This is a genomic window from Nitrosospira sp. Nsp2 (assembly GCF_003050965.1).
In the GTDB taxonomy this organism is placed as follows: domain Bacteria; phylum Pseudomonadota; class Gammaproteobacteria; order Burkholderiales; family Nitrosomonadaceae; genus Nitrosospira.
Genome location: NZ_QAOU01000001.1, coordinates 458,641 through 483,089, shown reverse-complemented (window position 1 = coordinate 483,089; position 24,449 = coordinate 458,641). Strand labels below are relative to the sequence as shown.

23 protein-coding genes and 1 riboswitch are annotated in these 24,449 nt (G+C 55.5%); of the genes, 5 read left to right on the top strand and 18 right to left on the bottom strand.

Annotated elements, in window-relative coordinates:
- Nucleotides 1-18 precede the first annotated feature (18 nt).
- From glk to cysS, 10 genes are all read right to left on the bottom strand, one after another.
- Nucleotides 19-1,032 carry a glucokinase gene (glk, locus tag C8R31_RS02130; protein WP_107692414.1) on the bottom strand — a complete coding sequence of 338 codons (1,014 nt, stop codon included), beginning with the start codon at nt 1,030-1,032 and terminating at the stop codon, nt 19-21.
- Nucleotides 1,032-1,799, bottom strand: a complete 768-nt coding sequence (locus C8R31_RS02125) for a zinc-dependent peptidase (protein WP_107692413.1) — start codon at nt 1,797-1,799, stop codon at nt 1,032-1,034. The genes glk and C8R31_RS02125 overlap by 1 nt, the downstream gene beginning before the upstream one ends.
- Nucleotides 1,800-1,814: 15 nt before the next feature.
- Entirely contained in the window at nt 1,815-2,939 is a 1,125-nt protein-coding gene (locus C8R31_RS02120; protein ID WP_107692412.1) for a DNA recombination protein RmuC, read from the bottom strand.
- Between the two features lie 111 nt (nt 2,940-3,050).
- Nucleotides 3,051-3,461, bottom strand: coding sequence for a hypothetical protein (locus C8R31_RS02115; RefSeq protein ID WP_146164528.1), 411 nt, complete (start codon nt 3,459-3,461; stop codon nt 3,051-3,053).
- 130 nt (nt 3,462-3,591) lie between these two features.
- The gene (locus C8R31_RS02110) at nt 3,592-4,155 is read right to left on the bottom strand and encodes a DUF488 family protein (RefSeq protein ID WP_107692410.1); all 564 of its coding nucleotides are present in this window, start codon (nt 4,153-4,155) and stop codon (nt 3,592-3,594) included.
- Nucleotides 4,156-4,298: 143 nt separating this feature from the next.
- Complete coding sequence (locus tag C8R31_RS02105; RefSeq protein ID WP_375136111.1) at nt 4,299-6,035, bottom strand: hypothetical protein; 1,737 nt, start codon at nt 6,033-6,035, stop codon at nt 4,299-4,301.
- A 50-nt stretch (nt 6,036-6,085) separates the two neighbouring features.
- Nucleotides 6,086-6,811 (bottom strand): EI24 domain-containing protein, encoded by a 726-nt coding sequence (locus tag C8R31_RS02100; RefSeq protein WP_107692409.1) that lies wholly within the window; start codon nt 6,809-6,811, stop codon nt 6,086-6,088.
- A 133-nt stretch (nt 6,812-6,944) separates the two neighbouring features.
- Nucleotides 6,945-7,466 (bottom strand): hypothetical protein, encoded by a 522-nt coding sequence (locus C8R31_RS02095; protein WP_107692408.1) that lies wholly within the window; start codon nt 7,464-7,466, stop codon nt 6,945-6,947.
- A 45-nt stretch (nt 7,467-7,511) separates the two neighbouring features.
- Entirely contained in the window at nt 7,512-7,904 is a 393-nt protein-coding gene (locus C8R31_RS02090; RefSeq protein WP_107692407.1) for a DUF5675 family protein, read from the bottom strand.
- A gap of 215 nt (nt 7,905-8,119) precedes the next feature.
- Nucleotides 8,120-9,502, bottom strand: a complete 1,383-nt coding sequence (gene cysS, locus C8R31_RS02085; protein ID WP_107692406.1) for a cysteine--tRNA ligase — start codon at nt 9,500-9,502, stop codon at nt 8,120-8,122.
- Between the two features lie 87 nt (nt 9,503-9,589).
- Here cysS and C8R31_RS02080 point away from each other — a divergent pair, with 87 nt between their 5' ends.
- The 5 genes from C8R31_RS02080 (at nt 9,590) to C8R31_RS02060 (ending at nt 14,077) form a co-directional block, all read left to right on the top strand.
- Nucleotides 9,590-10,669: a nuclear transport factor 2 family protein gene (locus tag C8R31_RS02080; protein WP_107692405.1), complete on the top strand. Its 1,080-nt coding sequence runs from the start codon at nt 9,590-9,592 to the stop codon at nt 10,667-10,669.
- Nucleotides 10,666-11,898: a murein L,D-transpeptidase family protein gene (locus tag C8R31_RS02075; RefSeq protein WP_107692404.1), complete on the top strand. Its 1,233-nt coding sequence runs from the start codon at nt 10,666-10,668 to the stop codon at nt 11,896-11,898. The genes C8R31_RS02080 and C8R31_RS02075 overlap by 4 nt, the downstream gene beginning before the upstream one ends.
- 113 nt (nt 11,899-12,011) lie before the next feature.
- Nucleotides 12,012-12,617 (top strand): peptidylprolyl isomerase, encoded by a 606-nt coding sequence (locus tag C8R31_RS02070; protein WP_107692403.1) that lies wholly within the window; start codon nt 12,012-12,014, stop codon nt 12,615-12,617.
- A gap of 9 nt (nt 12,618-12,626) precedes the next feature.
- On the top strand, nt 12,627-13,121 hold the full coding sequence (locus tag C8R31_RS02065; RefSeq protein ID WP_107692402.1) for a peptidylprolyl isomerase: 495 nt from the start codon (nt 12,627-12,629) through the stop codon (nt 13,119-13,121).
- Nucleotides 13,122-13,255: 134 nt separating this feature from the next.
- Nucleotides 13,256-14,077, top strand: coding sequence for a M48 family metallopeptidase (locus C8R31_RS02060; protein ID WP_107692401.1), 822 nt, complete (start codon nt 13,256-13,258; stop codon nt 14,075-14,077).
- Between the two features lie 139 nt (nt 14,078-14,216).
- On the opposite strand, the gene C8R31_RS02055 is transcribed toward C8R31_RS02060, so the two are convergent.
- From C8R31_RS02055 to accD, 8 genes are all read right to left on the bottom strand, one after another.
- Nucleotides 14,217-16,097 carry a S8 family serine peptidase gene (locus C8R31_RS02055; RefSeq protein ID WP_107692400.1) on the bottom strand — a complete coding sequence of 627 codons (1,881 nt, stop codon included), beginning with the start codon at nt 16,095-16,097 and terminating at the stop codon, nt 14,217-14,219.
- Nucleotides 16,098-16,232: 135 nt separating this feature from the next.
- Nucleotides 16,233-16,318: riboswitch (cyclic di-GMP riboswitch) on the bottom strand.
- Nucleotides 16,319-16,482: 164 nt separating this feature from the next.
- Complete coding sequence (locus C8R31_RS02050) at nt 16,483-17,262, bottom strand: choice-of-anchor N protein (RefSeq protein ID WP_107692399.1); 780 nt, start codon at nt 17,260-17,262, stop codon at nt 16,483-16,485.
- 630 nt (nt 17,263-17,892) lie between these two features.
- Nucleotides 17,893-19,071 (bottom strand): O-succinylhomoserine sulfhydrylase, encoded by a 1,179-nt coding sequence (locus C8R31_RS02045; protein ID WP_107692398.1) that lies wholly within the window; start codon nt 19,069-19,071, stop codon nt 17,893-17,895.
- Between the two features lie 160 nt (nt 19,072-19,231).
- On the bottom strand, nt 19,232-20,752 hold the full coding sequence (gene purF, locus C8R31_RS02040; RefSeq protein WP_107692397.1) for an amidophosphoribosyltransferase: 1,521 nt from the start codon (nt 20,750-20,752) through the stop codon (nt 19,232-19,234).
- 116 nt (nt 20,753-20,868) lie between these two features.
- Complete coding sequence (locus C8R31_RS02035; protein ID WP_107692396.1) at nt 20,869-21,375, bottom strand: CvpA family protein; 507 nt, start codon at nt 21,373-21,375, stop codon at nt 20,869-20,871.
- A 75-nt stretch (nt 21,376-21,450) separates the two neighbouring features.
- Nucleotides 21,451-22,140 (bottom strand): SPOR domain-containing protein, encoded by a 690-nt coding sequence (locus C8R31_RS02030; RefSeq protein ID WP_107692395.1) that lies wholly within the window; start codon nt 22,138-22,140, stop codon nt 21,451-21,453.
- 13 nt (nt 22,141-22,153) lie between these two features.
- The gene (gene folC, locus C8R31_RS02025; protein ID WP_107692394.1) at nt 22,154-23,512 is read right to left on the bottom strand and encodes a bifunctional tetrahydrofolate synthase/dihydrofolate synthase; all 1,359 of its coding nucleotides are present in this window, start codon (nt 23,510-23,512) and stop codon (nt 22,154-22,156) included.
- Nucleotides 23,513-23,570: 58 nt separating this feature from the next.
- Nucleotides 23,571-24,431, bottom strand: a complete 861-nt coding sequence (accD, locus tag C8R31_RS02020; protein WP_107692393.1) for an acetyl-CoA carboxylase, carboxyltransferase subunit beta — start codon at nt 24,429-24,431, stop codon at nt 23,571-23,573.
- Nucleotides 24,432-24,449 lie beyond the last annotated feature (18 nt).

Sequence of the window (24,449 nt, the reverse complement as noted above, 5' to 3'; positions counted from 1 at the left end):
GACACGTATAAACCTCGCTCATTCCCGTCCTGGCCCCGCAACCAGCATCCTCTTCGCCTCTTCGGCCGCGCCCATGAGCCCGGCGGTTGGATTCATCACCACATGCACAGGGATGTCCTCCATTAATGAGGAAAAACGGCCCTTTTCGCGAAACGCTTTAATAAACCCGCCCTCCTGCAACTTGCCGATGATTCTGGGCGCAATCCCGCCCGCCACGTACACGCCGTCACGGCACAATCCGGCCAGCGCAAGGTTGCCGGCGTAGGCGCCATAAATTTCCACAAACAGATCGATTGATTTCATCGCAACGGGATCCCCCTGGTTGAAGGCAAGATCAGATACCTGCGGGGCCTCGTCGCTCTCCAGGCGCGCCTGTGCCAGGTTCTCCGTACCGCCCCATTCATCCAGCAGGAAATTGAAAATATTGACGAGTCCCGGACCGGACAATACGCGCTCGACCGATACGTGCCCGAAGCGCTTGCGTAAATAATCAAGCAGCCGCATCTGCAACTCATCCACAGGGGCAAAATCGATGTGCCCGGCCTCAGTAGGCAAGGGGATGTAGCGTCCGCCCTGCCATATCAGCCACGCGACGCCCATGCCGGTTCCCGCCCCAAGAGTCACGCGCAGCCCGTTCGCGTAAGGCAGGCCCTTCTGCAGCGTCACGAGATCGTCTACCGCCAGGACCTCGACACTCAGCGCTACGGCTTCGAAATCATTGATGAGCTTGACGGAGGGGATCCCAAATTCCCGCTCCAACACCCTGGCATTCATCAACCAGGGCAAATTAGTCAGCTTGATGCCCTGTTCCGTGACTGGCCCTGCCACCGCGAAACAGGCGCTCAGGGGGGGCTTCATGCCAAGTGCCGAGGTGTTACCCAGAAAATCCCCAAGCACATCGGAAAAGCTTGAGTACTCGCGATTTGCATAACGCCGCTCAAAACGTACTTGAGCGTCGCCAGCCAGCCACTCCGCCGCCTGCAGCAGGGTTTTGGTTCCGCCGATGTCACCGCTGACAAAATTAGCCGTCATCACGCACCCAATCGTTGTGCCGGGTCCTGGCGATAAAATGAAGCCAGTTGCTCGTATACCGCCGGATAATGGGATCTGACCACCTGAGGGGTTTGAAAAAAAGCCTCGCTCATCACTGCAAAGAATTCCGCCGGATTTTCCGCCGCATAAGAATCCAGGGCCGTCGCCTCGCCTGCATCCACACGCATGCAGAAATCCGTATAGGCACTGCTAAACGCCTCGCTCCACGCTTCCCGGCTCATGTCCGCGTGCAACGGGGGGTAGCCGTTCGCATCCCCGTTCAGCATGTCAAGCTTATGGGCGAATTCGTGTATTACGACGTTATAACCCTCGTCAGGCTCAACCGTCGCATCCTCCCAGGAAACAATCACCGGCCCCCCCAGCCATGACTCGCCCGACGCAGGCTCCCGCGCATGGTGCGCCACCCCATCTTCATCTATGTATTCGTAATCCCGGACGAACCCACCCGGATAAACAATAATTTCCACCCAACCATCATAATAGTCCAAATCCAGATTCAGAATTAGAATGCAGGCCTGCGCCGCAATCGTCACACGCATTTCACCGGTGACAATTAATCCATGGGCTCCGCTTATTTGCTTGGCGTGAAGAAAAAGCGTAGCGCACTCCCGCAACCGCTCAACCTCGGAACTGCTGAGTCCGCGCAGGAACCGCAGACGTCCTACTGCTTGCTGCCAGAGATCATCGGGAAGGGATTCATTCTTGAGTACGCGGCCGCGATACCAGGCTTTGACATTCAAAGGCATTACCCAATCTCGAAATCAGTCACCCCGGGAACCCTGCGCCTGATTTTCCACTTGAGGCGCATCGAGGTCCACCGCGTCAATCCGGGCAAAGCGCTGGCTGATCTTGCGACTGGAAACATGTACTTCTTCAACATCCTGGTTGGCCTGGCGGATGTGCTCCGCGAGCTTCTTCATGCGCTCGTCGAAGCGCGCAAAATCCTTGCCGAGCTTGGAGAGTTCAATTTTTATGATATGGACCTGCTCGCGGGTTTCGATATCCTTCAGCACTGCGCGCGCGGTGTTCAGAACCGCCATCAACGTCGTCGGCGAAACGATCCACACCTGCTTCTGCATGGCGTAGTCGACGACATCGGATTGATAAGCATGAATTTCCGCGAAAACTGCCTCCGCCGGCACAAACATGACTGCGCCGTCGCAGGTTTCCGGCGGAACAATATACTTGGCCGCGATATCATCGACATGTCGTTTTACGTCAGCCTTGAATTGCTTCTGCGCCGCAGCCCTGCTCGCTTCATCGGCGTTGCGGTCGAACATGCGATGAAAATTCTCCAGCGGAAACTTCGAATCGATAGCCACCATTCCGGTGGGAGGAGGCAGGCGCAAAACACAGTCCGCACGGCTGCCGTTTGACAACGTATGCTGCATCGCATATGCGGAAGCTGGCAGGACATTCCGCACCAAAGCTTCCAGTTGTACCTCCCCGAAGGCGCCGCGGGAACGCTTGTCCCCCAGCAGTTCCTGAAGGCTCACGACGTTGGTGGTAAGACTGTCTATTTTTTTCTGGGCTTCGTCGATCGTGGCCAGCCGTTCCATTACGCTCGTAAAAGTCTCGTTGGTTTTCTTGAATCCCTCATCGAGACGTTCAGCAACATGTCCACTGATCTGGTCCAACCGTGTTTCGATCGTTCCGCGCAATTGCTCGGATGTTTTGCCGAGCGATTCAGACAACCGGTCGCCCTGGTTGATCAACCCCTCGTGCAAGTCCTTGAGCATGTCGCGGTGCTTGTCTTCCAGCAGCCTCGCTTGCTGTCCAAGCAGTTCGCGTACCATGGTGGAGAGTATGCCCAGCCTGATGACGAGAAAAGCCATGGTGATCAGCATCACGGCAGCGGAAGCGGTAATCAGCAGGATTTCGGACATGATGCGTGAAAGTATACCGGAGAATAAGAATGCTTACGGCGCGTGTTTCGACCTGAAGCGTCTTCTATCTTCACCTGCCGCGCGGCCTGCTGCATACCGGCGAATTCCTGCTTATTTCATGCCGGCAGGATAATATCTCTGGCTCTCCATCTGGTGCCTGCGCCATTTGCTTTGCCGGTCCCGAAGCGGCTCCTCAACCCCTCCAGCCGAACCACCCACCGGCTGAATATTTTCATTTCGGTTCTCAAGCCGCTCCTTTCGCGCTTTTCTGCCAGCCCTGCGTCGCTCTTCCATGGCTTTTCTCCCCCCGGGTCGCAGTTCCTCCTGTGCCGCCTCCCACGGTTTCGTCTCCCAGGGTTTCGCTTCCCACGGCTTTGAAGGGGTATTGTCCTGCGCTTGCGGCTTTGCCTGACTCGCCCCGGCCTCCGGATATCCGCCCAGGCTGCCTTCGTCCGCCGCGGCTTGTGACACGGACATAGTCACAACGGCCAGCACTGCCCATCTGTTACATCGTATTTTCATATTGATATTGGCACCTCTCGCTGTTCGGTCCAGTGAATTTCAGGGTAAGTTGCTGCAATAATCTCGAATAGCTTCACTCAACACCCGGGCAAAGTCGGGATTCTACCTATCGTTAGCCACCCATCGTTGATCACCTGTCGACTATGCCCTCATCGGCAGGGGGATATACGATCTCCAGCCCATCGGTTCGTGCCCAGGGCGTTATCACATGCGGTTTTCGCTCCTGTACACCCATGATATGTTCGACGCAGAGGCCACGCAAGACAAGCGCGTCGGCAATCAGCGAACGGTGGCACCGCCATGGCACGGCTTCCGCGCACATCAACGCACATGGCCCGGATGCGGCAATCTCCACGACAGTCCGAATGTTATCGGTGAAGTCGGGCGTTTGCATATAGTCCGCATATCCGCGAAAAGATGCGTTTCGCCAGCCCCTGTTGATGGAGTCCTTGCGCGCGTGTCTAAGCCCGCCGAGGCCCGGCAAGTGGCGGTAGCCAATGTTTGATGCGCGCAGGGCTAGCGGCAGCGTTTCCTGACTGTACTGGGGGTTCCGCCGGGAATGAGGTATGGTGCGCACATCAAGAACGAGGCCGATCTCATTCCCTGCCAACATGTCGATGAACAGGCCCAGCGGGCGTGTTGAATGTCCAATCGTATATATAAGCGGCCCGTGCTGCGCGTCGTGTTTCTCCATACGTTCGGTTCCTCCCTGCACTGAACATCGGTAGAACTTCTACCACATTAACGACGCCAAGACGTATGCTTTCCGGGAACAGGGATTGAACAATCAAACACCAACCAGGCAGCTGATATGCCCTTAAAATGCACGCTCGGACGCTAGGGCCCGGACGGCGCTGCAACGCAGCCGAAACGTGAGGCGTTGAGTTTTACGTCTGACCGCTTCCAGGCCTGTTTAAAACGGGCTTCGATCAGTTCTGCCTGGTCTTTTTTATTTTGCGCACGCAACGCCTGCAATAAACCGTAGAGCGCCCAGCCGGTATTGCGATTTCGCCGCAAGTCCTCCCAGTAAACTGTTTCCGCTTCAGCCGGACGCCCCGATTCAAGCAGCATGGCACCCAATGTCAGCCTGGGGGGCGACTGCCATTCCGGCGGCTCGGTGTAAGCCAGCGCATCCTCAAGGCGGACAGCCCGTTCAAGATGAGAAATGGCTATCTCGGATTGACCGCGCGCCGCGGCAATTTCTCCCGCCAACACCTCCGGACCGATTGCCAGAACGGACCGCGCCGTGTTCAGCGACATGAGCGGATGCTCCAGCGACCCATCATGCAGGATACCGCGCAGCACTTCCAATTCCCGTTCCGCCTGCTGCAACTGCCGCGTTGCCGCAAAAGCCAGCCCACGCGCATAGTGCCAGCCGCCCTTCACAAATGCGTTTGTCGAGGACGGGGCAGGCTCCTGTAGAATCTCGTTCCATTTCCCAAACCGAGCCAACGCCCAGTACGGGACGACGCGAAACACCGCCGTTAGTGGCACCTCCTCCAGCATCCTGTCGTCCACCGTACCGGCCACTTTGCGCGCGGACTCAATCGCAACCCGGCTTTGACCGTCCGCGCTGGCAACTGCCCAAAGGAAATGGATGTTGTGCGGAAAGTACGCTACGGGATACAACCCCTGCGCGTGTTTCCGCGCCAAGTAAGCCTCGTCCGCCGCAACCGCGCGCTCATTGCTCTTGATTGCGTCCGCATACCTGCCGACCCGCAGGTAGATATGCGAAGGCATATGTACGATATGCCCCGCATCCGGCATCAGCGTCAGCAGCGTATCGGCTGCCTTTTCCGCTCGCTCGGGAGTGGCGGTAGGCTCTATCAGATGGATATAAAAGTGCAGCGCGCCAGGGTGTTTTGGGTGGCGACGCATTACTTCCTCGGTGATGGCGACAATTTCAGCTGTATCTTTCATTGGATACCCGTCGCGCATCCAGTAACCCCAGGAGTTCAGGTCCATCGACGACTCGACATAGAGCATGGCAATGTCCGGATCAGCCAGGAAGCGGCGATGCACCTCGCGCATCGCGTCAGCGTAGGCCTCATCGTTCGCCTTGCGGCGTTCCGAGTTGCCGCTATAACGCTTTTCAAGGGCCGCTATGAGCGCGCGCTCGCGCGGTGATGCCTTCTCCCCCAGAGAGGCTGCCTTGCGCACCAGTTCGAGAGCCGGCATCTCGTCCTTCGGCTCCATGGGGGCGTTGATATTCGGCCCCAGCACAAGCGCCTGACCCCAATAAGCCATTGCAAGCGATGGGTCCAGTCTTGCCGCTTCCCGGAATGCGCGGCCCGCCTCGGCATGATTAAATGCGTAGGAAAGGTTTAGTCCCTGGTTCATGAACTGCTGCGCCAGCTTGTTCCGCGTGCTCACCGGAAATGTATGCGGGCCCAGATTCAACAGTTCCGGCGCGCCGTCATCACTCTGCCCTGGGAGGTTTGCCCCGGCAGGCTGTCCGTGATGCTGATGCGCGCCGCTCGCACCCCGGGTAGCCGAAGCGGGTTCGTGAGCCAGGACATTATGCGCGAACACGGCCGCAGCGCAGGCCGCGATTGCCGCCAACCGAACAGTCATGAAATCCACGCCATGGGTCTTCACCGATGTCACCTCCTGATAATCGCGGTTCACGGGCCCGCCTCCAGACCACGCAACTCCGACAGGCGGAAAAGTCCAAAATGAATAAAAGCCAGCGCCGCCAATACGGGGGCCACCAGATTTATAAACGGAATAAATTGCATCAACCCCGTCAGCAACCCCAAGACCCACAAGGAGGGGCGTTGCGTGGAAAATATCGCTTGCATTTCTTCCCTGCTGGCATGTTCCGCCAGGGCGTCGTAACGGAATAGACGCTGGTTCAGATAGGCGGTAGCGACAAAGGGAATAATGACACCGACGCCGATTAGCCACAAGGGAAACGTGACCACCCAAATGGCTATAAAGATCGCGAGGGCGAGCAGGGCATTAAGCACGCTGCCGGCAAACCCGCCACCGTTTTTGCGTGCAAGAGAGGGATAGTCGCGGATCGCGACCAGGCGGATCAGCGCAGGCATTGCAAATAAGGCGGTAATGACCAGCGCGGTAACGAAAACCAGCGGCACAAACAGAATCAGATGCGCGATCCCCTGAATTCCGTACGCGATCCATCGCGGTTCGACACCCTCAAGCCAGGTTTGGATGCCAATTGCGGTAAGACCGCTCGCGATCCATACCGAGAAAGTATTCCAGAAGGCCACGCCCAGAATCAACCACAGCAGGCCCGCCGCCAGAATGGGCCAGATAATGATCCACAAGACCTGAAACTGGAACATATCGCGAAAGGCGCGCGAAAGTGCTTCGAATACGGGTGTCACGCACGCTCCTTTCCGGAATAATGCGTCGGCAAGGAAAACCCCGGAGCTATCGATGAGACTCGTAAGAGGGAATAGGCATTCTCTGCTCAAGCTTCACAATAGTTCAGAAAAGCAACAAATGCCGCGAAGGCGATCACTGGATCCCGCTTTTGCACAACGGATCCCCTTCGTAGGCAAAGGAATTGTACCAAGTGGTATGCTCCCAGATTTCGCCGCACACCTCACCGCAGATCTTGCGCTCGAATCCGCACATGCCACCCAACTCGAATCGTGCCGTATACGCGCCGGCTCCGTCTCCACCTTTGAGTTCCAGAATAATTCGTTCTTTATCTTCAATAACGGACGCAGAGTGCATATTGGTGAGATCCTTATAGAGCTTCTCGGGAATCGGAAACGGTTTGCCGTTAATACCCACGAGAAAGGTCTCAGTAACAAATCGAGGGATTCCGCCGTCCATGCCCCACATGCCCGCATCCACCTCGCGGCACTCGCCGTTTCTGCAGCGCCGCTCCTGCAACGTAAGTTCGACTTTTTTTCCGGACGGCAGGACATATCTTTTTTCATGCACGAACGGGCTTGTCACCTCCATTTGCGCAAAGACACATAAGGGCGCGGCAAAATAGCCGAGAAGCACCCATTTTAAAAAGCCCGACATAACGTGCTGCTCATGGGCGTCGAACCCGAGTTGCTGTTACCGGTTTCACGCTATTTCCATGAAGATCTTTTCCGTCACCGCCGCCACCTTCAATTTTTCGAATAGCCTGTCAAACGCTACCCTGCTCTGCCCGACGAAATCCGCGCTCTTCGTTTCGCCCACCAGAATGCATCCCTCCGTGTTGGCGGCCTTGTTTCCGGGATGTATCCTTATCCCTTCAAAGTTCGGCACGTTTAAAAGCAGCGGGAGTGGGCGCTGAAACCGCTGCGAGAAACTGATGACCACCTCGTAGCGCCCCGCCGGTATGGCGGTCTTACCCGCGATCTTTACCGGCCTTACCTTGTCTTCCAGGGTATAGCACTCAAACTGGTCATTCACCAACAGTTCGCCTATCGTACTTTCTTCGGAAAAATCCGTTCTTTTTACACGCAGTTCCATCCCAACCCCCCTCTCAACCAAACAGGAACCCGGCAGTCGACTAAACAGTTAGGCGTTCCAGGATAATTCGTTTACGCAGACGGGCCACGGGGCTTACACCAAACGGCGGCAATGGCCTTCGGATGCGTTTTAGGCCCCTCACAGCCATATATTGCTTGCATACTCGCGAAGCCTTAAGGTTAGGATCGCCCTAATCCGGGATAATGACGCGGGGTTCAGCAACGCCTCCAGGTCGTGCCCTTCGCTGTATCTTCAAGAATAATGCTCGCGCTCATCAACTCCTTGCGAATACGGTCAGCCTCGCCGTAATCTTTGTTCGCGCGGGCAAGAAGACGTTTTTGAATCATTTGTTCGATGTGTTCGGGTGTAAACCCCGAGTCCCCCGCCGCTCCAGCTTCCTGGAAGTAATGCTGAGGGTCCTGTTGCAGTAACCCGAGCACGCTGCCCAGCGCTTTCAGCGATGCGATACTCTTTGACGATGCGGATTTGTTGGTCTCATTCGCGAGATCAAACAGCACCGCGATGGCCTCGGACGTATTGAAATCGTCATCCATTGCCTCCTTGAAACGTGCGGCGTGGGGGTCATGCCAATCAATTTCCATCGGAACTTGACTCGCGTCAAAACTTTTGAGCGCGGTATAAAGACGATCCAGCGCACGCTTGGCGTCTTCCAGATGCATGTCGGAGTAGTTGAGCGGGCTGCGATAATGTGCGCGCAGAATAAAGAACCTCACCACCTCAGGCTGATAGCGGGCAAGAATTTCGCGCACGGTAAAAAAATTGCCCAGTGATTTCGACATCTTTTCGTCATTGACACGCACAAAACCGTTGTGCATCCAGTAATTGACGAAGGGATGATCATGCGCTCCCTCGCTTTGGGCAATTTCATTTTCATGATGCGGAAACTGCAGATCCTGTCCGCCGCCATGTATATCGAAGTGTTCACCCAGGTAATGTTCACTCATAGCCGAGCATTCAATATGCCAACCGGGGCGACCCATCCCCCAAGGCGAATCCCACTGCGGCTCACCCGGTTTTGCAGCCTTCCACAACACAAAGTCCAGCGGGTCTTTTTTATGCGGATCGATACCCACCCGCTCCCCTGCGCGCAAGTCGTCAAGGGATTTCCCCGAGAGCTTTCCATAGCCGGGAAATTCGTGCACGGCGAAATATACGTCGCCGTTGGCCGCGGCATACCCCAGGCCTTTCTTCACGAGCATGTCTATCATCGCAATCATGCTGTCGATATGGCGCGTCGCAAGCGGCTCGAACGTCGCCGGTTCCACCCCAAGCGCGGCCGCGTCTTCTTCCATGGCCTTGATGAAGCGAGCGGTGAGCGCCTCGAAGGACTCGCCATTCTCGTGCGCCCGCCGGATGATTTTATCGTCGATATCCGTGATATTGCGCACGTATGTCACGTTGAACCCGCTCGCCCGCAACCAGCGTTGCACCAAATCGAAAACCACCATCATTCGCGCGTGGCCGAGATGGCAATAGTCATAGACCGTCATGCCGCAAACGTACATTTTGACCTTGCCGGGCAGCATGGGAATAAAGTCCTGCTTTTCCCTGGCGAGAGAATTGTGGATTCTGAGCATCTGGCAAGATTGTGAATTGAACAGGCTTCTTGGTAGAATCGTGCGGATTCCAAGATAACTCAACAAGAACCGGAGAAGTATAGCATAATGAAAAAGCTCGATTTTCGCCGGATAAATGCCCCTATTGCGGCCTGTATCACTGTTTGTATTACTGTTTTGCTGACGGGGATGAATTCTGCCGCACTGGCCGATGAAAATGAGGAAGTTGCGAAGCTCTACCAACAAGGCAGCCTGGGGAAGGCGCTGGAGCAAGCCGATGCCTATCTGGCCAGGAAGCCCAAGGACCCCCAAATGCGCTTCCACAAGGGTCTGATCCTTACCGAACAAAAGAAAACCATAGCAGCCATTCAGGTTTTTTCTTCGCTGACAGAGGATTACCCGGATCTGCCCGAGCCATACAACAACCTCGCGGTGTTATACGCGAGCCAGGGACAGTACGACAAAGCCAAGGGCGCGCTAGAAGCGGCAATACGTACTCACCCGAGCTATTCCACGGCGCACGAAAATCTTGGCGACATTTACGCAAAGATGGCAAGCCAGGCTTACGGCAAGGCTCTTCAGCTGGACAATCGTAATGCCGGCGCGCAGACCAAGCTTGCGATGATCAAAGACCTCTTCGCGAGCAGATCCGGAAAAATTCAAACCGCAGCGGCAGCTCCTGCAACGTCTGCGCTGGCGGGCGAGTCAGCGGCGGAAACGTTACCCAAGACTCCCGTCAAAACAGCGGAGAAGACCGGCCCGCAAGCAGAGCAACCGGAGAAATCCGAATCTGAGAAAACAGCCACGGCCGAAAAAACTGCGCCTGAAGCTCAGGCGGTATCCGACAGTTCCTCCGAGGTGATCAAGATCGTGAACGCGTGGGCGAAAGCCTGGTCGGAAAAGGATGTCCCCGCCTACCTTGCCTTTTATGCGACCGATTTCCGCGCTCCCGGCGGCGCATCTCGCGGCACATGGGAGAAAAGCCGTCGGGAACGCATCGGCAAGGCAAAATCCATTCAGGTAGCCATCGTCAATCCCAAAATCAGTTTCATCGATGATACCCACGCCAGAGTAACTTTCAAGCAGTCCTACCACTCGGACGCCATCAAAAGTAATACGCTAAAAACACTTGAGATGACCAAAACAGGGGACAAGTGGCTCATCCATCAGGAACACGTAGGGCGATGACATCGTCGGGCATTGCAGCAGGGAGCTTGCTTGTCACTCTGCTGGCGGTTGCCATGACGATATTGAGTCCAGCCATGACTAGCGCATTCGCCAGTGATCGTCCCGCCTCCGCGGGCCTTTCCGCAACCGGGCCGGAAGCGATGCTCGTCAAAAGCTTGCAGGAAATTGCGGACAGCCGCATGGATTCCGCCTTGACCGGAATTGAGCAAGTCCTCCACGCCAACCCGAACTTCCGGCTTGCTCATCTGATCAAAGGCGATCTGTTGCTGGCTCGCACCCGCCCCATCAGCGCGATGGGCGAGACCGCCGGGACCGGCCAACAGCAAATTACCGATCTTCGGGATGAAGCGAGAGCGCGAGTGCGCCGCCACCTTGAGCCGGTTCCAGGCGACAGGATGCCCAAGTACCTCCTGCAAATGCAACCCGAGCAGAAATATGCCGCAATCGCCGATACGGGTAAATCCCGGCTGTATATATTTGAGAATGTGGGCGGTAAAGTCCGCTACGTGGCCGATTATTACATTAGCAGTGGGAAAAACGGATCGCAGAAATTAAAAGAAGGAGACAAAAAAACTCCCATTGGCGTCTACTTTATTACAGCTAATGTTCCCCGGGAAAAACTGACCGATTTTTATGGCGGAAAAGCATTTCCTATTAACTACCCGAACGAATGGGATAAGCGGCACGGCCGTAGTGGATATGGCATCTGGCTCCACGGCACGCCCTCCGACACCTTCAGCCGGCCGCCTCGTGCCAGCGATGGTTGCGTGGTGCTCTCCAATCAGGATTTGGACCGGCTTAGCCCCAAATTGCAGGTCGGGGTCACGCCCGTTATCATCAGCGACCGGATCGATTGGGTAAAACCTGAAGACACTGTGCTCCTGCGCGACAGGCTGGCCCGGCATCTGGAAAACTGGCGGCGGGATTGGGAAAGTGGCAATATCGAGGCTTACCTGAAGAATTATGGGCGCGATTTCGTCAGCGGGAATCAGGGCCGGTCCGAATGGGCACAACACAAACGCCAGGTGAACGCCAGCAAAAGCTGGATCAAGGTCGGAATCAGCAATATAGGCATGTTTCTCTACCCGGGGCGGGAAGACTTGGCGGTCGTGGATTTCGATCAGGAGTACGCAAGCAATAACCTGTCGAATAAGATGAGAAAGCGCCAATATTGGATGAAAGAAAACGACACGGGGCCGTGGAAAATAATCTACGAAAGCGCCGCATAGAATCAGGAACAAGAGATTGCGGCACAAGTCGCTGAGAAAAAGGTTCTCGAGCACACAAGTAGGACGCTACTTTTCCAATACCTTATCCATTTTTTCCAACCATTCTTCCCATTATGCATATTTTTGGACGTCTCGCCCTTGCTCTTGCGCTTTCTTTCAGCATCACCAGCTATGCGGCCAATCCTCAGGTTGAGATAAAGACCAATCTCGGCAATATCGTGGTTGAACTCTATCCCGATAAGGCCCCCAAGACGGTGGATAATTTTCTTCGCTACGTGAAAGATGGCTACTACCGCAACACTGTATTTCATCGCGTCATACCCGGCTTCATGATTCAAGGCGGCGGCTTCGATAAAAACCTCTCTCAGAAGCCAACCCGGACACCGGTCGAGAACGAGGCGGCAAATGGCCTGAGGAACGATGCCGGGACCATTGCGATGGCCCGCACTTCGGACCCCCACTCAGCCACGGCGCAATTTTTCATCAACGTCTCCAGTAACGCCTTCCTCAACCATACCTCGCCCACCCCGCAGGGTTACGGCTATACCGCGTTCGGCAAAGTCGTCCAGGGGATGGACGTTGCCGAAAAGATCGCGGCAACGCCGACCGGGGCACGCGGACCCTTCCCGGGCGACGTACCCAAGTCGGATATCATCATAGAAGAAGTCAGGCTGATCCCAGACGGATCTCCTCAACCCTCCAACCCATCCACGAAATAGGTATAAAACATGATAAAACTGCACACCAATTACGGCGACATTACCCTTGAGCTGGACAGCGAAAAGGCCCCGCTAACCGTCCAGAATTTCGTGGACTACGTGAACAGCGGGAACTATGACAACACGATATTTCATCGCGTTATTGACGGTTTCATGATTCAGGGCGGCGGGTTTGAGCCGGGCATGGTACAGAAGCAAACCCGTGCGCCAATCCAGAACGAGGCCGCGAACGGCCTGAAAAATGACAAGTACACCGTTGCCATGGCGCGCACGTCGGACGTCCACTCCGCCACCACGCAGTTCTTCATTAACGTCGCGAACAATAATTTTCTCAACTACAGTGCACCGAACTCTCAGGGATTCGGCTATTGCGTATTTGGTAAAGTCATCGAAGGAATGGACGTGGTCGACAAGATCGCGAAGGTGAACACCGGCAATCGGGCCGGGCATCAGAACGTGCCGGTGGAGAATGTGTTGCTCGAGAAAGCGGAAGTGATCGAGTAGCAATATCGTCACCGATCAAGATTTCTTCCCAGCAGGGGAAGGTCAAACCGCTTTTGATCCACGGTTCAATTGGTTGTAAACAGTTAAAGCTAAAGCGCTCGTCACGACGATAGATATTTCACAAGGGGAACACTATGTCTGCTTTCCGGGTTGTTGCATCGGTATCGATCAGTATCTGGCTACTTGCGCTCGCCGGATGCGCCACCACCACCAGCGGCGGCGCAGTCGGCGCAAACCGTTCTCAATTGCTTCTTATATCGTCCGAGCAACTGGAGCAGACTGCATCCCTCGGGTATACCAAGCTCAAGTCAGAAGCGTCACAAAAAGGCGCATTGAACAAGGATGAGAAGCTGTTGCAACGCGTACAGGCTATCGCCCGCCGCATCGAACCTCAAACGGCGGTATTTCGCAAGGACGCGCCCGGCTGGAAATGGGAAGTGAATGTAATCGATAGCGATGAACTCAATGCGTTTTGCATGCCCGGCGGCAAGATCATGTTCTATTCCGGCCTGATCAACAGGCTTAAACTCACCGACGAGGAAATTGCCGTAGTGATGGGGCATGAAATTGCCCATGCCTTGCGCGAACACTCGCGCGAGCAGGTATCGCAGGCAATCGCCGCGCAGACCGCGCTCGGGTTGGGAACCGCTGCGTTCGGCATCAGCCAGAATACGGCCACTCTCGCTGCTGTCGGCTATCAAGCGTTGCTCGCCACCCATTTCAGCCGCAGCGATGAGGCAGAAGCTGATCGTATCGGTCTGGAGCTGAGCGCCCGCGCCGGATACAACCCACGCGCGGGTATCACGCTATGGCAGAAAATGATGAATGCGAAGGAGGGCGGACAAATGCCCGAATTTCTGAGCAGCCACCCGGCAGACTCAACCAGGGTTCAGCAGGTCGAGTCGCTATTACCGGTTGTCATGCCGCTCTATGAAGCCGCGCGGCGCGGAACTTAACCTCGAAAGGTCTTATACCCGTGATGGGTTTCTGCACTGACCAAAAAATGAGAACCGGGCCAAGTGCGTGCTGGTCGTACTTGGCCCTGCCTGGAAGTTAAGCGCTGCTATTCGATTCTTTTGTTCCTAATCCGATTTCCTATTTCACCACCATAACGTAAACGGAAGAGGACGAAGCATTTCCAGCTGCATCTCTGACCATCGCCTGGATCAGGTGTGCTCCGGCCCCGACATTACCGATAAACCAGTTGTAGCCCAACGTGCTTCCGGTTCCGCTTGCCTTTTGTACGCCATTGATATAGAGCGTATGAGTAATGCCCATGGGCCCGCTATTATCCGTCGCATTCACGCTGATCGCCACATTGTTGCCTGAAACAGGTCCCACCACCGGATTGACGATTTTGACCGTCGGCGCTGTCGTATCCTTGGGAATGGTGGCCGTTCCGTTCCCTACCATTACCGTTATCGCCGTTGAAGCTTTGGAGTTGCCCGCGGCATCGACCGCATATGCTACGAGATTGACCAAGCCGTTGGGCACACCGTGCGAATCCCAGCTGAATGCAAACGGAGCCGTACTGTCGATGGCTACCGTAGTGCTATTGATTTTCAGCTCAACGCGAGTGACCCCGATATTATCGGCGGCATTGACGTTTACAGGAACCAGTCCTGCCACCGTCGCGCCATTACTTGGCGATGAAATTGCCACCGAAGGCACCTGCGTATCGGGCACCGGAACGGTTGCAACGGCTGCCTGCACCGCCCTCGCGGCGTCCACCCGTCCATAGCCATAGTAGGGGTCGCGGCCCGCAGCGCCCAGGTCAACAGCGGTGGAAAACAGCAGGCTTTCGATCTTCGTATTCAGCAATGATGGAGCGGCGGACATCATGAGGGCGACCACCCCGGCGGTTATAGGACTTGAGAATGAGGTTCCCGATACTGCGCCATAGCCTCCCCCAAGGGTGGTGCTCCAGATCCCTGCACCCGGAGCCGCCAGCGCGATATAAGCGCCGTAGCTCGACCAACTGGCCCTGACATCATTGCCATCCGTGGCGGATACTGGAATCATCGTCGTAGTCGAAACATAATTTTGTTGAGTACCCGTATTTCCGCCACTGACAATCACCAACCCCCCCTTATTTTTCAAGTATTGGGCAGCGTTTTGAACCGTTAAGCTGCTGGTAACGCCGAGAAAGCTGACATTCGCAACACGAGCTCCATTGTCTGCAGCGTGGACCAGTCCCTGTGTTATCGTGCTCCAATAGCCTCCCCCGCTGAGATTGCTAACGCGAACGGGCATGATCCTGGACTGCCCGGCCACCGAGGCGATTCCAATACTGTTGTTGCTCGCAGCCGCAGCCGCGCCTGCAACCTTCGTTCCGTGACCGTATACATCGGACGTGTTGGAGTTGTTGTCATAGAAATTCCAGCCCGGTACCAACTTGGTCCCAAGATCGGGATGTGCGCTATCCACGCCCGAATCAAGAATGGCAACGGTCACACCGGCCCCTTGTGATTTGTCCCAGGCTGTCGATGCGCCAATCTTAGACAAATGCCATGCGCTGCCATAGTAGGGATCATTGGGTATGAGATCGGGCAGAACCATCTCGTCGATCTCAGCAAACTTGAATGCCGGGTGATGAGCCAATCTCGCAGCCACCGCCTTTTCCGATGCATTCGCCGGTAGATCCACGATATATAAATCGCTCTGGCCGATTTTTCTGCCCTTGCCGCCGTGCTCGCTCAATATCTTCCCAAGCTCCTTCTCCGTCAGTCCAGCACGCGGCATCACCAGAACCCGGCCGTTAGCCCATGCTCCGCTACTATTGCCACCCGGCACATTGCTTTCTGGCGGCGCGCCACTGGCGTTGAACGTAGCTAATCCTATCAGGACCGCCAATAGACGTTCCGCCACACGAGAATGATCGCGCTGGACACGCTGCAAGTGGCAATTGTTTATCCACGCTGCGCCTGACGGCACCCCACCCGTTACACGTATAGATAAAAACTCGTTAGTGCGCATTTCAGTTCCTCTCCCCAATGGAGATGAACTGCCTGGCATGGCCTGAGACATAAACTCACAATCGACTTTCGCCGATCTTGAAGCGAGTGTTTGCCGATACGCGGTTAACTCATTAACCGGTAGATAATGGCGTTACCTGGCAGTCCTGCCGTCCTAAGGCTTCGCCTCGTAGACCGATGACTTTGCGTCCCCCGTTTTCACGGGGTATGCCCTTTTACAGATACGAATATGAATTTGCTGAAAGTATTAACGGTAAAAATTATTTCGACTTTAAGGTATTACAAATAACGATTTGCCCTTTGCAGGTTGCGCCTACCGCACTCATGGGTTTGCAGTAACCAAAAAAAACCCGCCGAAGCGGGTTTTTATTCTAAAAACATCTCTGTTATTTTTTTTGTCTGCGCGCAACGCCTAAGCCCAACAGCCCCAGGCCGAGAAGCGCAAGCGTAGCAGGTTCCGGAATTTCTTGCGGCGGAGGACCGTCACCTTTCCAGGTCACGTCATGCGACCCGGGATCGTTTTCAAGCGTAGTGCTTATCCTGGTTTGCCCTTGAGTCCTCGTCTCAAGTGCCATCGCATCGAAATGCGCCCAGGGAAGTGAGCCAAATCCAGCCACGTTCAGGGTTTTAATCTGACCGGCAGCTCCTCCGGTTTCTGTAGTGAAATCGGGCACCGCTCCCGCAATCTTCGCAAAATCCCCGATATCAAAGAAAAGGAAATCGGAGACAGCGGCTTTTACCGGATCATGATTATTCGGAAAAAAACTGTTATTTGCATCCGAATAGAATGCAAAATTACCGCCAACGGTGAGAGATGCCAGCGCCGTGGCCAGCGTGCCTTGCGGCACAGACACAAGCAATACCGCATCATGGGTATTGAAAACGGTAGGCAAGCCGAAGCTCGACCAGTTACTACCGCTTCCAAACTGGCCCCCCAGAGAGAGCACGTTATTGTTCTGGTAGACTCCTCCCACATATAAGATGCCGCCTGAAGTGATGGCGGTGTTGCTCTCAGTGGGGCTTGTGCTACTACCTTGGTAGTCAGCATACGTTCCCTCGCCAAATCCTCCAGGCGCGCCTATTTGTAGAACAGGAACCGCCCCAGCCTGAGTCGCCGCAAACAACCCAGCAACCGCGATAGATAATGCAGTGTATTTTGTTTTCATTTTTATTGTTCTCTTCGTTATTCTTAAAGGTGTCCAACTTCTGACAAGCATGTAGCAATTTACATGCCATGTTATAAGTACATTGTTTTGAATAGTATTTTAGGTTTATCCCCTGAGGAGGTACTACGGAGGTGTAAACGAATCCGACAAGCACATACCTGGCTATCATGTAGCTGGCAATGTCTCAAATGAACGGCTGTGCTAGTGGGGGAAAACGATGAGGTTTTTTGTCTAGAGGAAATGCTGCGCCGCGACGCCGCAAATTGAGGAGTAGCTCATTCGCTCATGCTCGGCCACGCACACTCAGTTTGAGCTGTCTGAATCCGAGCAATCCCATAAAACGGGTGCGAAAAGCATCAGTCTGACTCGGGCACTGCGAGATACACGCGTTTTTCCGCCCACGCTCATCCATCTGCAGGGGATCGGGGAAGTGGGCGAGAAGCTGGAGCAGATGTTTGAATGCGCCCGCACGGCTTGTGAATCAAGCGCTTGAGGCGCGCCTCGAAGATCGGACGGCGTGAATCCCAGATGATTTTGGGATCGGGAGGAGTCGTGCTGGTGATATTCCGGCGCTACTGTTGCCGTTATGGACATCAACCAACTGAGTCTATGGCGGCCTGAATACCTGCTTCAGACCACACTCAGTCCCCTGGCTAAATCGTCCTGGATATCCTTCGGGGCTTCCAATCCAACCGCAATTCGCAGCAACCCATCGGTAATTCCCGCAGCATCCCGGCTCTCCTGGCTAATGCGAGCGTGCGTGGTGCTGGCAGGATGAGTCAATGTGCTTTTTGTGTCGCCCAAGTTGGCGGTAATTGAAATCATGCGTACGGAGTCGACCACCCGCCATGCCGCTTCTTTGCCATTTTTCAACTCAAATGAAACGATTCCGCCGCCGGTCTTCTGTTGACGCTTGGCGAGTTCATGTTGCGGATGGGACGGCAAGCCAGGGTAATGTACTCGCGCGACTCCGGGTCGCGCTTCCAGCCAGCGGGCAACTTCCAATGCATTTGCCGAGTGCGCATCCATCCTTAATTTAAGTGTTTCCATTCCCTTCAGAATAACCCAGGCATTAAACGGACTTAAGCTCGGACCGGCGGTGCGCAGGAAGCTGAACACCCCACCCATGACCAGGTCGCGCTTGCCCAGCACTGCCCCGCCCAGGACTCTGCCCTGCCCCTCCAGGTATTTGGTCGCCGAGTGAATCACGAGGTCGGCACCGAGTCCCAACGGCCGTTGCAGCGCGGGAGAACAGAAGCAGTTATCGACCGCGAGCAACGCCCCGGCTTTCCTCGCCACGGACGAGAGCGCGGCGATATCGGAGATCTCAGTAAGCGGGTTTGATGGGGTCTCCACAAACAGCAGTTTTGTGGCAGGCTTTACCGCCGCCTCCCATGCCGCAACGTCGGTAGCAGAAACAAACGTGGTCTCGATATTGAAACGCGTGAGAATATTACTGAACAGATTTACCGTGGAGCCAAACAGGCTGCGCGACGCGACGATGTGATCGCCCGCCGATAGCAGGCCCATCACGCAGGATAGAATCGCGGACATGCCGGAAGAAGTCGCGACACAGGCTTCGGCACCCTCAAGGGCGGCGAGCCGCTCTTCGAACGCCGTAACGGTAGGATTGGTAAAGCGCGAGTAGATGTTTCCCGGCTCCGCGCCGGAGAAGCGCGCGGCCGCTTGCGCGGCGCTTTCGAATACAAAACTTGAGGTTAGAAACAGCGCCTCCGAGTGCTCATTGAATTGGCTGCGGTGAACACCGGTATGCAACGCCAGTGTTTGCAGCTCCAAATCGTCAGACATGCAAAAAATCTCCTCCAAATAAAAAACCCGTTCAGCGCACGCTAAGACGGGTTTTCCCGCTTTAGCCGAATTTATAACGCGCCCGCAAGCTGAATATCAAATCGGCGCACAACTGTTACGCTACGCTCGGTAGCTGAGTTTGTCAATCTCCATTATTTTCCTACTCTGCTGAAGCCAGATTCAAATCCAGTTGCGTACTGGATCCGGTTCGCGACAATAATTCCCCGCCTGTCCGCTGGGCTTCCAGAAAGGCCAGATACTCGGGTGTGACATCCCCGGTAATGTAGTGCCCATCGAAACACGACGTCTCGAAATTCTGGATGGATGGGTTAAGCCGAGACACGTCTTTTATGAGTGCATCGAGTTTCTGATAAACAAGGAAATCAGCGCCTATTTCGCGGCGGATTTCGTCTTCATCCCGGCCGGCGGCGATCAGCTCATGACGTGTGGGCATGTCGATCCCGTAAACGTTGGGGAACCTCACCGGGGGCGCGGCAGAAGCAAAATATACCTTATTGGCGCCTGCTTCCTGCGCCATCTGCACAATTTCGCGACTCGTGGTGCCCCGCACGATGGAGTCGTCCACCAGCAACACGTTCTTTCCGCGAAATTCCACGCTCATGGCGTTAAGTTTCTGGCGAACCGATTTCCGCCGCAACTGTTGTCCCGGCATGATGAAGGTACGGCCGATATATCGGTTCTTGACGAACCCTTCGCGGAAACTGACTCCCAGGCGGTTTGCCAGCTGCAAGGCGCTGGGGCGGCTGGAATCCGGAACGGGGATGACTACATCGATATCCAGGTGTCGCATGGTCGAGGTAATCTTGTCCGCCAGGCTCTCCCCCATGTTAAGCCGCGTTTCATAGACCGATATGCCATCCATTACCGAATCAGGACGCGCCATATAGACATACTCGAAAATGCATGGATAGTGCACGGGGTTGACGGCGCACTGTTTATTATAAAAATTGCCGCGCTCGTCGATAAATATTGCTTCACCCGGCGCAACGTCGCGGATCAGCTTGAACCCCAGGGTATCGAGCGCTACGCTTTCAGACGCCACAAGGTACTCCAGTCCGTGCTCCGTCTCGGCGCCACCAAATACCAATGGGCGGATGCCATAGGGGTCGCGAAAAGCCAGCAATCCGTATCCCGCAATCATCGCTACTACCGCGTAGGCACCCCGGCATCGACGATGAACGCCGGCCACCGCGTCAAAAATGGCCGCAGGGTCGAGCTGGTGATTCTTCGTGCTCGTTTGCAATTCATGAGCCAGAACGTTCAGCAACACTTCCGAGTCCGAATTGGTATTGACGTGACGCAGGTCCTCCCGGAACAACTCCTGGTTGAGCTGGGCCGCGTTGGTGAGATTGCCGTTATGCCCAAGCACGATGCCAAACGGCGAATTGACATAAAATGGTTGCGCCTCGGCTGGTGATTCAGAGGAACCGGCCGTGGGATACCTCACATGCCCAATCCCGATGTTGCCAAGTAGCGCGCGCATATTGCGGGTACGGAACACATCCCGGACCAGTCCGTTGCCCTTGTGCATATGAAAAGTATTGCCTTGCGCGGTCACGATCCCGGCCGCATCCTGCCCGCGATGCTGAAGCACCAGCAACCCGTCGTATAGCAACTGGTTGACGGGCGTTTGTGCGACAAGACCCAGTATTCCACACATGATTTACACTCCGCAAAGATCGCCCGGATAAACGCCGCGAAAAATTGAAAGTAAAGCTCCTTCCACGCCGCAAGCCGGATGCCGGGCATGAAATCTTTGACCTGTGCGATCGCTCATCATTCGCGCTTCGATTTCACATAGTTGATGTGGCGCGACACATCCTGAGGCAGCCACGGGATGATCATCATTGCCGCGGTTTCGAGCGGTCCGCTCAGCATGGCCTTTTTCCAGAAAGGCTCCTGCGGCACGGCAGTAAATCCCGCCGCCAGCACCACCAATAACACCACTAGCAGGCCGCGCGCCAAACCAAATAGAGATCCCATAAAGCGGTCGGCAAATCCGAGCCCCGCTGTTTTCACCAACGCTGATACCAGCATCGCCAGCAAACCCATTGCCAATAGTGCTGACAGGAAAATGGAGGCAAACGCGAGGATGCCGCGAAACTGGTCGCCAACAATCGCGGACGGCAGCATCGGCGCAAACCCTGCTGCAAGTGAACTTGCCACCATGAATGCGATGATCCAGCCCGCCAGAGACAGAAGCTCTCGTACCACACCCCGCACCACGCTCAGCAAAATCGATAGTACGAGTATGGCAAGAACCGCGTAATCAAAAATAGTCATGCGCGATTAATCAATCCACCGAAACCCGATTTGCTTCCCCGCAGCATCGGCGAAAAATAGCACAGCCTCATCATGCTATTTATCGGCAACCACCCCGTTGAATCCCAACGTCTTCAATTTTTCGCGGGCATTCTCCGCGTCCTCACGCGTGCGAAACGGGCCAACACGCACCCGCGTGATGTCGCCCTTCCCCACGGCCTTCTCCGCGTTTCTATCCAGCCCCTTATCGACCTTGATGGTTTCAGTATATGCTTCCGCGCCGATAATCGAAGCAATATCCTTCGCTACCAGGTTCTGCACCTTCTGGTTGGCCTTTGCCGGGTCGGTAAACGCCCCCAGTTGCACTACAAACAGTTCAGAACTGGCAGGCGCTGCCGTCCCCCTGGCGCTTCCGGCAGCTACCTTGGATCCCGAGTCTCCCGTCCCTTTGGACGCGTCCGGCTTTTCTACTCCCTTTACAGTGGGGGCGGATTTGCCCGAGGATTGAGGCGCCGGCTGATTTGCCGCCGGTATTTCACTCGCGGGAGTTTCCGGCGCAGTCCTGGCGGGAACGTCCCTGGCCCCCTCGGATTCAGGCCCGAGTTCATCGACGGCATCTTCCGCGGGAATGCGGATATCAATTTCCTCGATGCGTTGCTCCGGTTTGCTATCGAGCACCATCGGTAAAATAACGACGGCTGCGATGACTAGGGTGATTGATCCGACAAGCCGTCTTCTCGCGCGCTTTCTGAGCTGAGTTTCTTCTTCGCTAACGGTCTTTGCCACTTGAATGCCCTGATTAACCGTGCACAACTTTTTTATGGATTAATGCTTCAGCCACGGTGTGAAATGAGCCGAAAACGCAAATTCTATCATTTACGCTTGCCTGCTCACAGGCGTATGCATAAGCTGCGGCGGGACTGGGGAAGCGAAGAATCGTCTCGCTTCCCGCCGCCGTCGCATCTTGCCCTTGCGCTGCCCCTTCCGCTTGCCGATCCACTGGGGTCACTCCCGCTGCTTCGAGCGCATGTTCGATTTCGCCAGAAGAAGCGCCACGAGGCGCATTGATACTCGCCACCAGCCATACATCCACTCTGGGCGCAAGCACGCGCGCGACGCCAACGATATCCTTATCCCTGAGCATGGCAAACACCGCGTAGGTTTTTCGATAGCGCCCCATGCTATCAAGGCATTCCGCCAGAACCGATGCCGCGCCCGGATTGTGCGCCACATCCAGGATTATCGCCGGACGTCCCGGTAAAACCTGAAACCGGCCCGGCCACACGAGATCCAATAGACCGTGGCGGACATTGCTCATGGTAACCGGAAGCAGATCGCGGAGGGCATCAAGTGCAGCGAGACCCGCACTGGCATTACGCAACTGATGCACGCCACGCAGAGCGGGATAGGGAAGAGAGTAGCGCTTTCCGCCACTTCCCCAGTAATTCCATCCGTTTGCGTCCGTCGAGTACCCGAAGTGCTTACCGATGTGCAATAACTCCGCCCCGACTGCATCCGCATGCAGGCGCACCGCCTCAGGCATATCAGGGTCAGAGCAGATCGCAGGCTTTCCCTTCCTGAAGATACCCGCCTTCTCGAATCCGATCATCTCGCGTGTGTTCCCGAGATAATCCATATGATCGAAGTCAACGCTGGTCAGCACGGCACAGTCGGCGTCGAAAACATTGACGGCATCCAGCCGCCCGCCCAGCCCCACTTCCAGAATGGCGATCTCCACTCCCGCCTGGATAAACAGCTGCATTGCCGCCAGGGTGCCAAATTCAAAATACGTCAATGAAACACCCGCGCGAACCCGCGCGGATTCAATGGCCTGAAAAGCTTCGCATAATTCGGGATCGGTTGCTTCCCGTCGGCCTATCCGCACTCGCTCGTTGTAGCGCAATAAATGAGGCGAAGTGTAACAGCCTGCCCGATATCCTGCATGGCTCAGAATTGCTTCCAGCATGATGCAGGACGACCCCTTGCCATTGGTGCCGCCGACGGTGATGATGGGAAACGACGGCTTAAGATCCAATTCGGCCCGGACGCGGCCCACACGCTCCAGTCCCAGGTCGATTGTCGAGGGATGGAGTTGTTCGAGCCTCAGCAGCCAATCGGTAAGTGTTGGAGCTTCGGAATGGATTTCGTTCGCTGCCATGCACCCTCAGGCTTGATGAAATACGGGAGAACCGACACCAGGCCGGCTATCAGGCCGGTTATGAAGCGCGCGTCAGCAGCGTGCACAGGTTGGCAATCTTGTCGCGCATGCGCCTGCGATCTACGATCATGTCGATGGCGCCATGCTCCAGCAGGAATTCGGCGCGCTGAAAACCTTCGGGCAGGGTTTGACGCACCGTCTGTTCGATTACGCGCGGCCCGGCAAAACCGATCAGCGCACCCGGCTCAGCGATTACCACATCACCGATAAAGGCGAAGCTGGCTGATACGCCGCCCATGGTCGGGTCGGTCAATACCGAAATAAAGGGAAGGCGTTCCTGGCTCAACTGCGTGAGCGCCGCTGTTGTCTTGGCCATTTGCATGAGCGATAGAAGTCCTTCCTGCATGCGTGCGCCGCCACTTGCGGTGAAACACACGAAAGCCAGGCGCTGCTCGACGCAAGTCTGAACCCCGCGTACGAAGCGCTCCCCCACGACCGAGCCCATCGATCCACCCATGAAACCGAATTCGAACGCTGCCGCCACCATCGGTACCGCTTTGACACTACCCTGCATGACCACCAGCGCATCATCCTCATCGGTATCTCTTTTCGCCTCAGATAACCGATCGATATAACGTTTGCTGTCCTTGAATTTAAGTGGATCGATGGACTGAACTTCCGGACCGATCTCGTAGCGACCCTCGGCATCAAGAAATAAATCAAGGCGCACGCGGGCGGAAATGCGGTTGTGGTGGTTGCACTTGGGACAGACGTTAAGATTGTTCCCCAAGTCGGAGTAATACAGTACGGCGTCGCACGAAGCACATTTGCTCCACAAGCCCTCGGGCACGGCCTTTTTTTCGCCACCACTTTCCTTGCGCTTGATTTTTGGCGGCAGCAGTTTCTGAAACCAGCTCATAGGTATCTGAGGAAAATC

Coding starts and splice junctions, on each gene's coding strand:
- C8R31_RS02075 (WP_107692404.1), top strand. CDS start 10,666: ATGACATCGTCGGGCATTGCAGCAGGGAGCTTGCTTGTCACTCTGCTG.
- C8R31_RS02065 (WP_107692402.1), top strand. CDS start 12,627: ATGATAAAACTGCACACCAATTACGGCGACATTACCCTTGAGCTGGAC.
- C8R31_RS02080 (WP_107692405.1), top strand. CDS start 9,590: ATGAAAAAGCTCGATTTTCGCCGGATAAATGCCCCTATTGCGGCCTGT.
- glk (WP_107692414.1), bottom strand. CDS start 1,032: ATGACGGCTAATTTTGTCAGCGGTGACATCGGCGGAACCAAAACCCTG.
- cysS (WP_107692406.1), bottom strand. CDS start 9,502: ATGCTCAGAATCCACAATTCTCTCGCCAGGGAAAAGCAGGACTTTATT.
- C8R31_RS02055 (WP_107692400.1), bottom strand. CDS start 16,097: ATGCGCACTAACGAGTTTTTATCTATACGTGTAACGGGTGGGGTGCCG.
- C8R31_RS02060 (WP_107692401.1), top strand. CDS start 13,256: ATGTCTGCTTTCCGGGTTGTTGCATCGGTATCGATCAGTATCTGGCTA.
- C8R31_RS02090 (WP_107692407.1), bottom strand. CDS start 7,904: ATGGAACTGCGTGTAAAAAGAACGGATTTTTCCGAAGAAAGTACGATA.
- purF (WP_107692397.1), bottom strand. CDS start 20,752: ATGTGTGGAATACTGGGTCTTGTCGCACAAACGCCCGTCAACCAGTTG.
- C8R31_RS02035 (WP_107692396.1), bottom strand. CDS start 21,375: ATGACTATTTTTGATTACGCGGTTCTTGCCATACTCGTACTATCGATT.
- C8R31_RS02045 (WP_107692398.1), bottom strand. CDS start 19,071: ATGTCTGACGATTTGGAGCTGCAAACACTGGCGTTGCATACCGGTGTT.
- C8R31_RS02105 (WP_375136111.1), bottom strand. CDS start 6,035: ATGACTGTTCGGTTGGCGGCAATCGCGGCCTGCGCTGCGGCCGTGTTC.
- C8R31_RS02050 (WP_107692399.1), bottom strand. CDS start 17,262: ATGAAAACAAAATACACTGCATTATCTATCGCGGTTGCTGGGTTGTTT.
- C8R31_RS02070 (WP_107692403.1), top strand. CDS start 12,012: ATGCATATTTTTGGACGTCTCGCCCTTGCTCTTGCGCTTTCTTTCAGC.
- C8R31_RS02120 (WP_107692412.1), bottom strand. CDS start 2,939: ATGTCCGAAATCCTGCTGATTACCGCTTCCGCTGCCGTGATGCTGATC.
- C8R31_RS02125 (WP_107692413.1), bottom strand. CDS start 1,799: ATGCCTTTGAATGTCAAAGCCTGGTATCGCGGCCGCGTACTCAAGAAT.
- C8R31_RS02110 (WP_107692410.1), bottom strand. CDS start 4,155: ATGGAGAAACACGACGCGCAGCACGGGCCGCTTATATATACGATTGGA.
- accD (WP_107692393.1), bottom strand. CDS start 24,431: ATGAGCTGGTTTCAGAAACTGCTGCCGCCAAAAATCAAGCGCAAGGAA.
- C8R31_RS02115 (WP_146164528.1), bottom strand. CDS start 3,461: ATGAAAATACGATGTAACAGATGGGCAGTGCTGGCCGTTGTGACTATG.
- folC (WP_107692394.1), bottom strand. CDS start 23,512: ATGGCAGCGAACGAAATCCATTCCGAAGCTCCAACACTTACCGATTGG.
- C8R31_RS02095 (WP_107692408.1), bottom strand. CDS start 7,466: ATGTCGGGCTTTTTAAAATGGGTGCTTCTCGGCTATTTTGCCGCGCCC.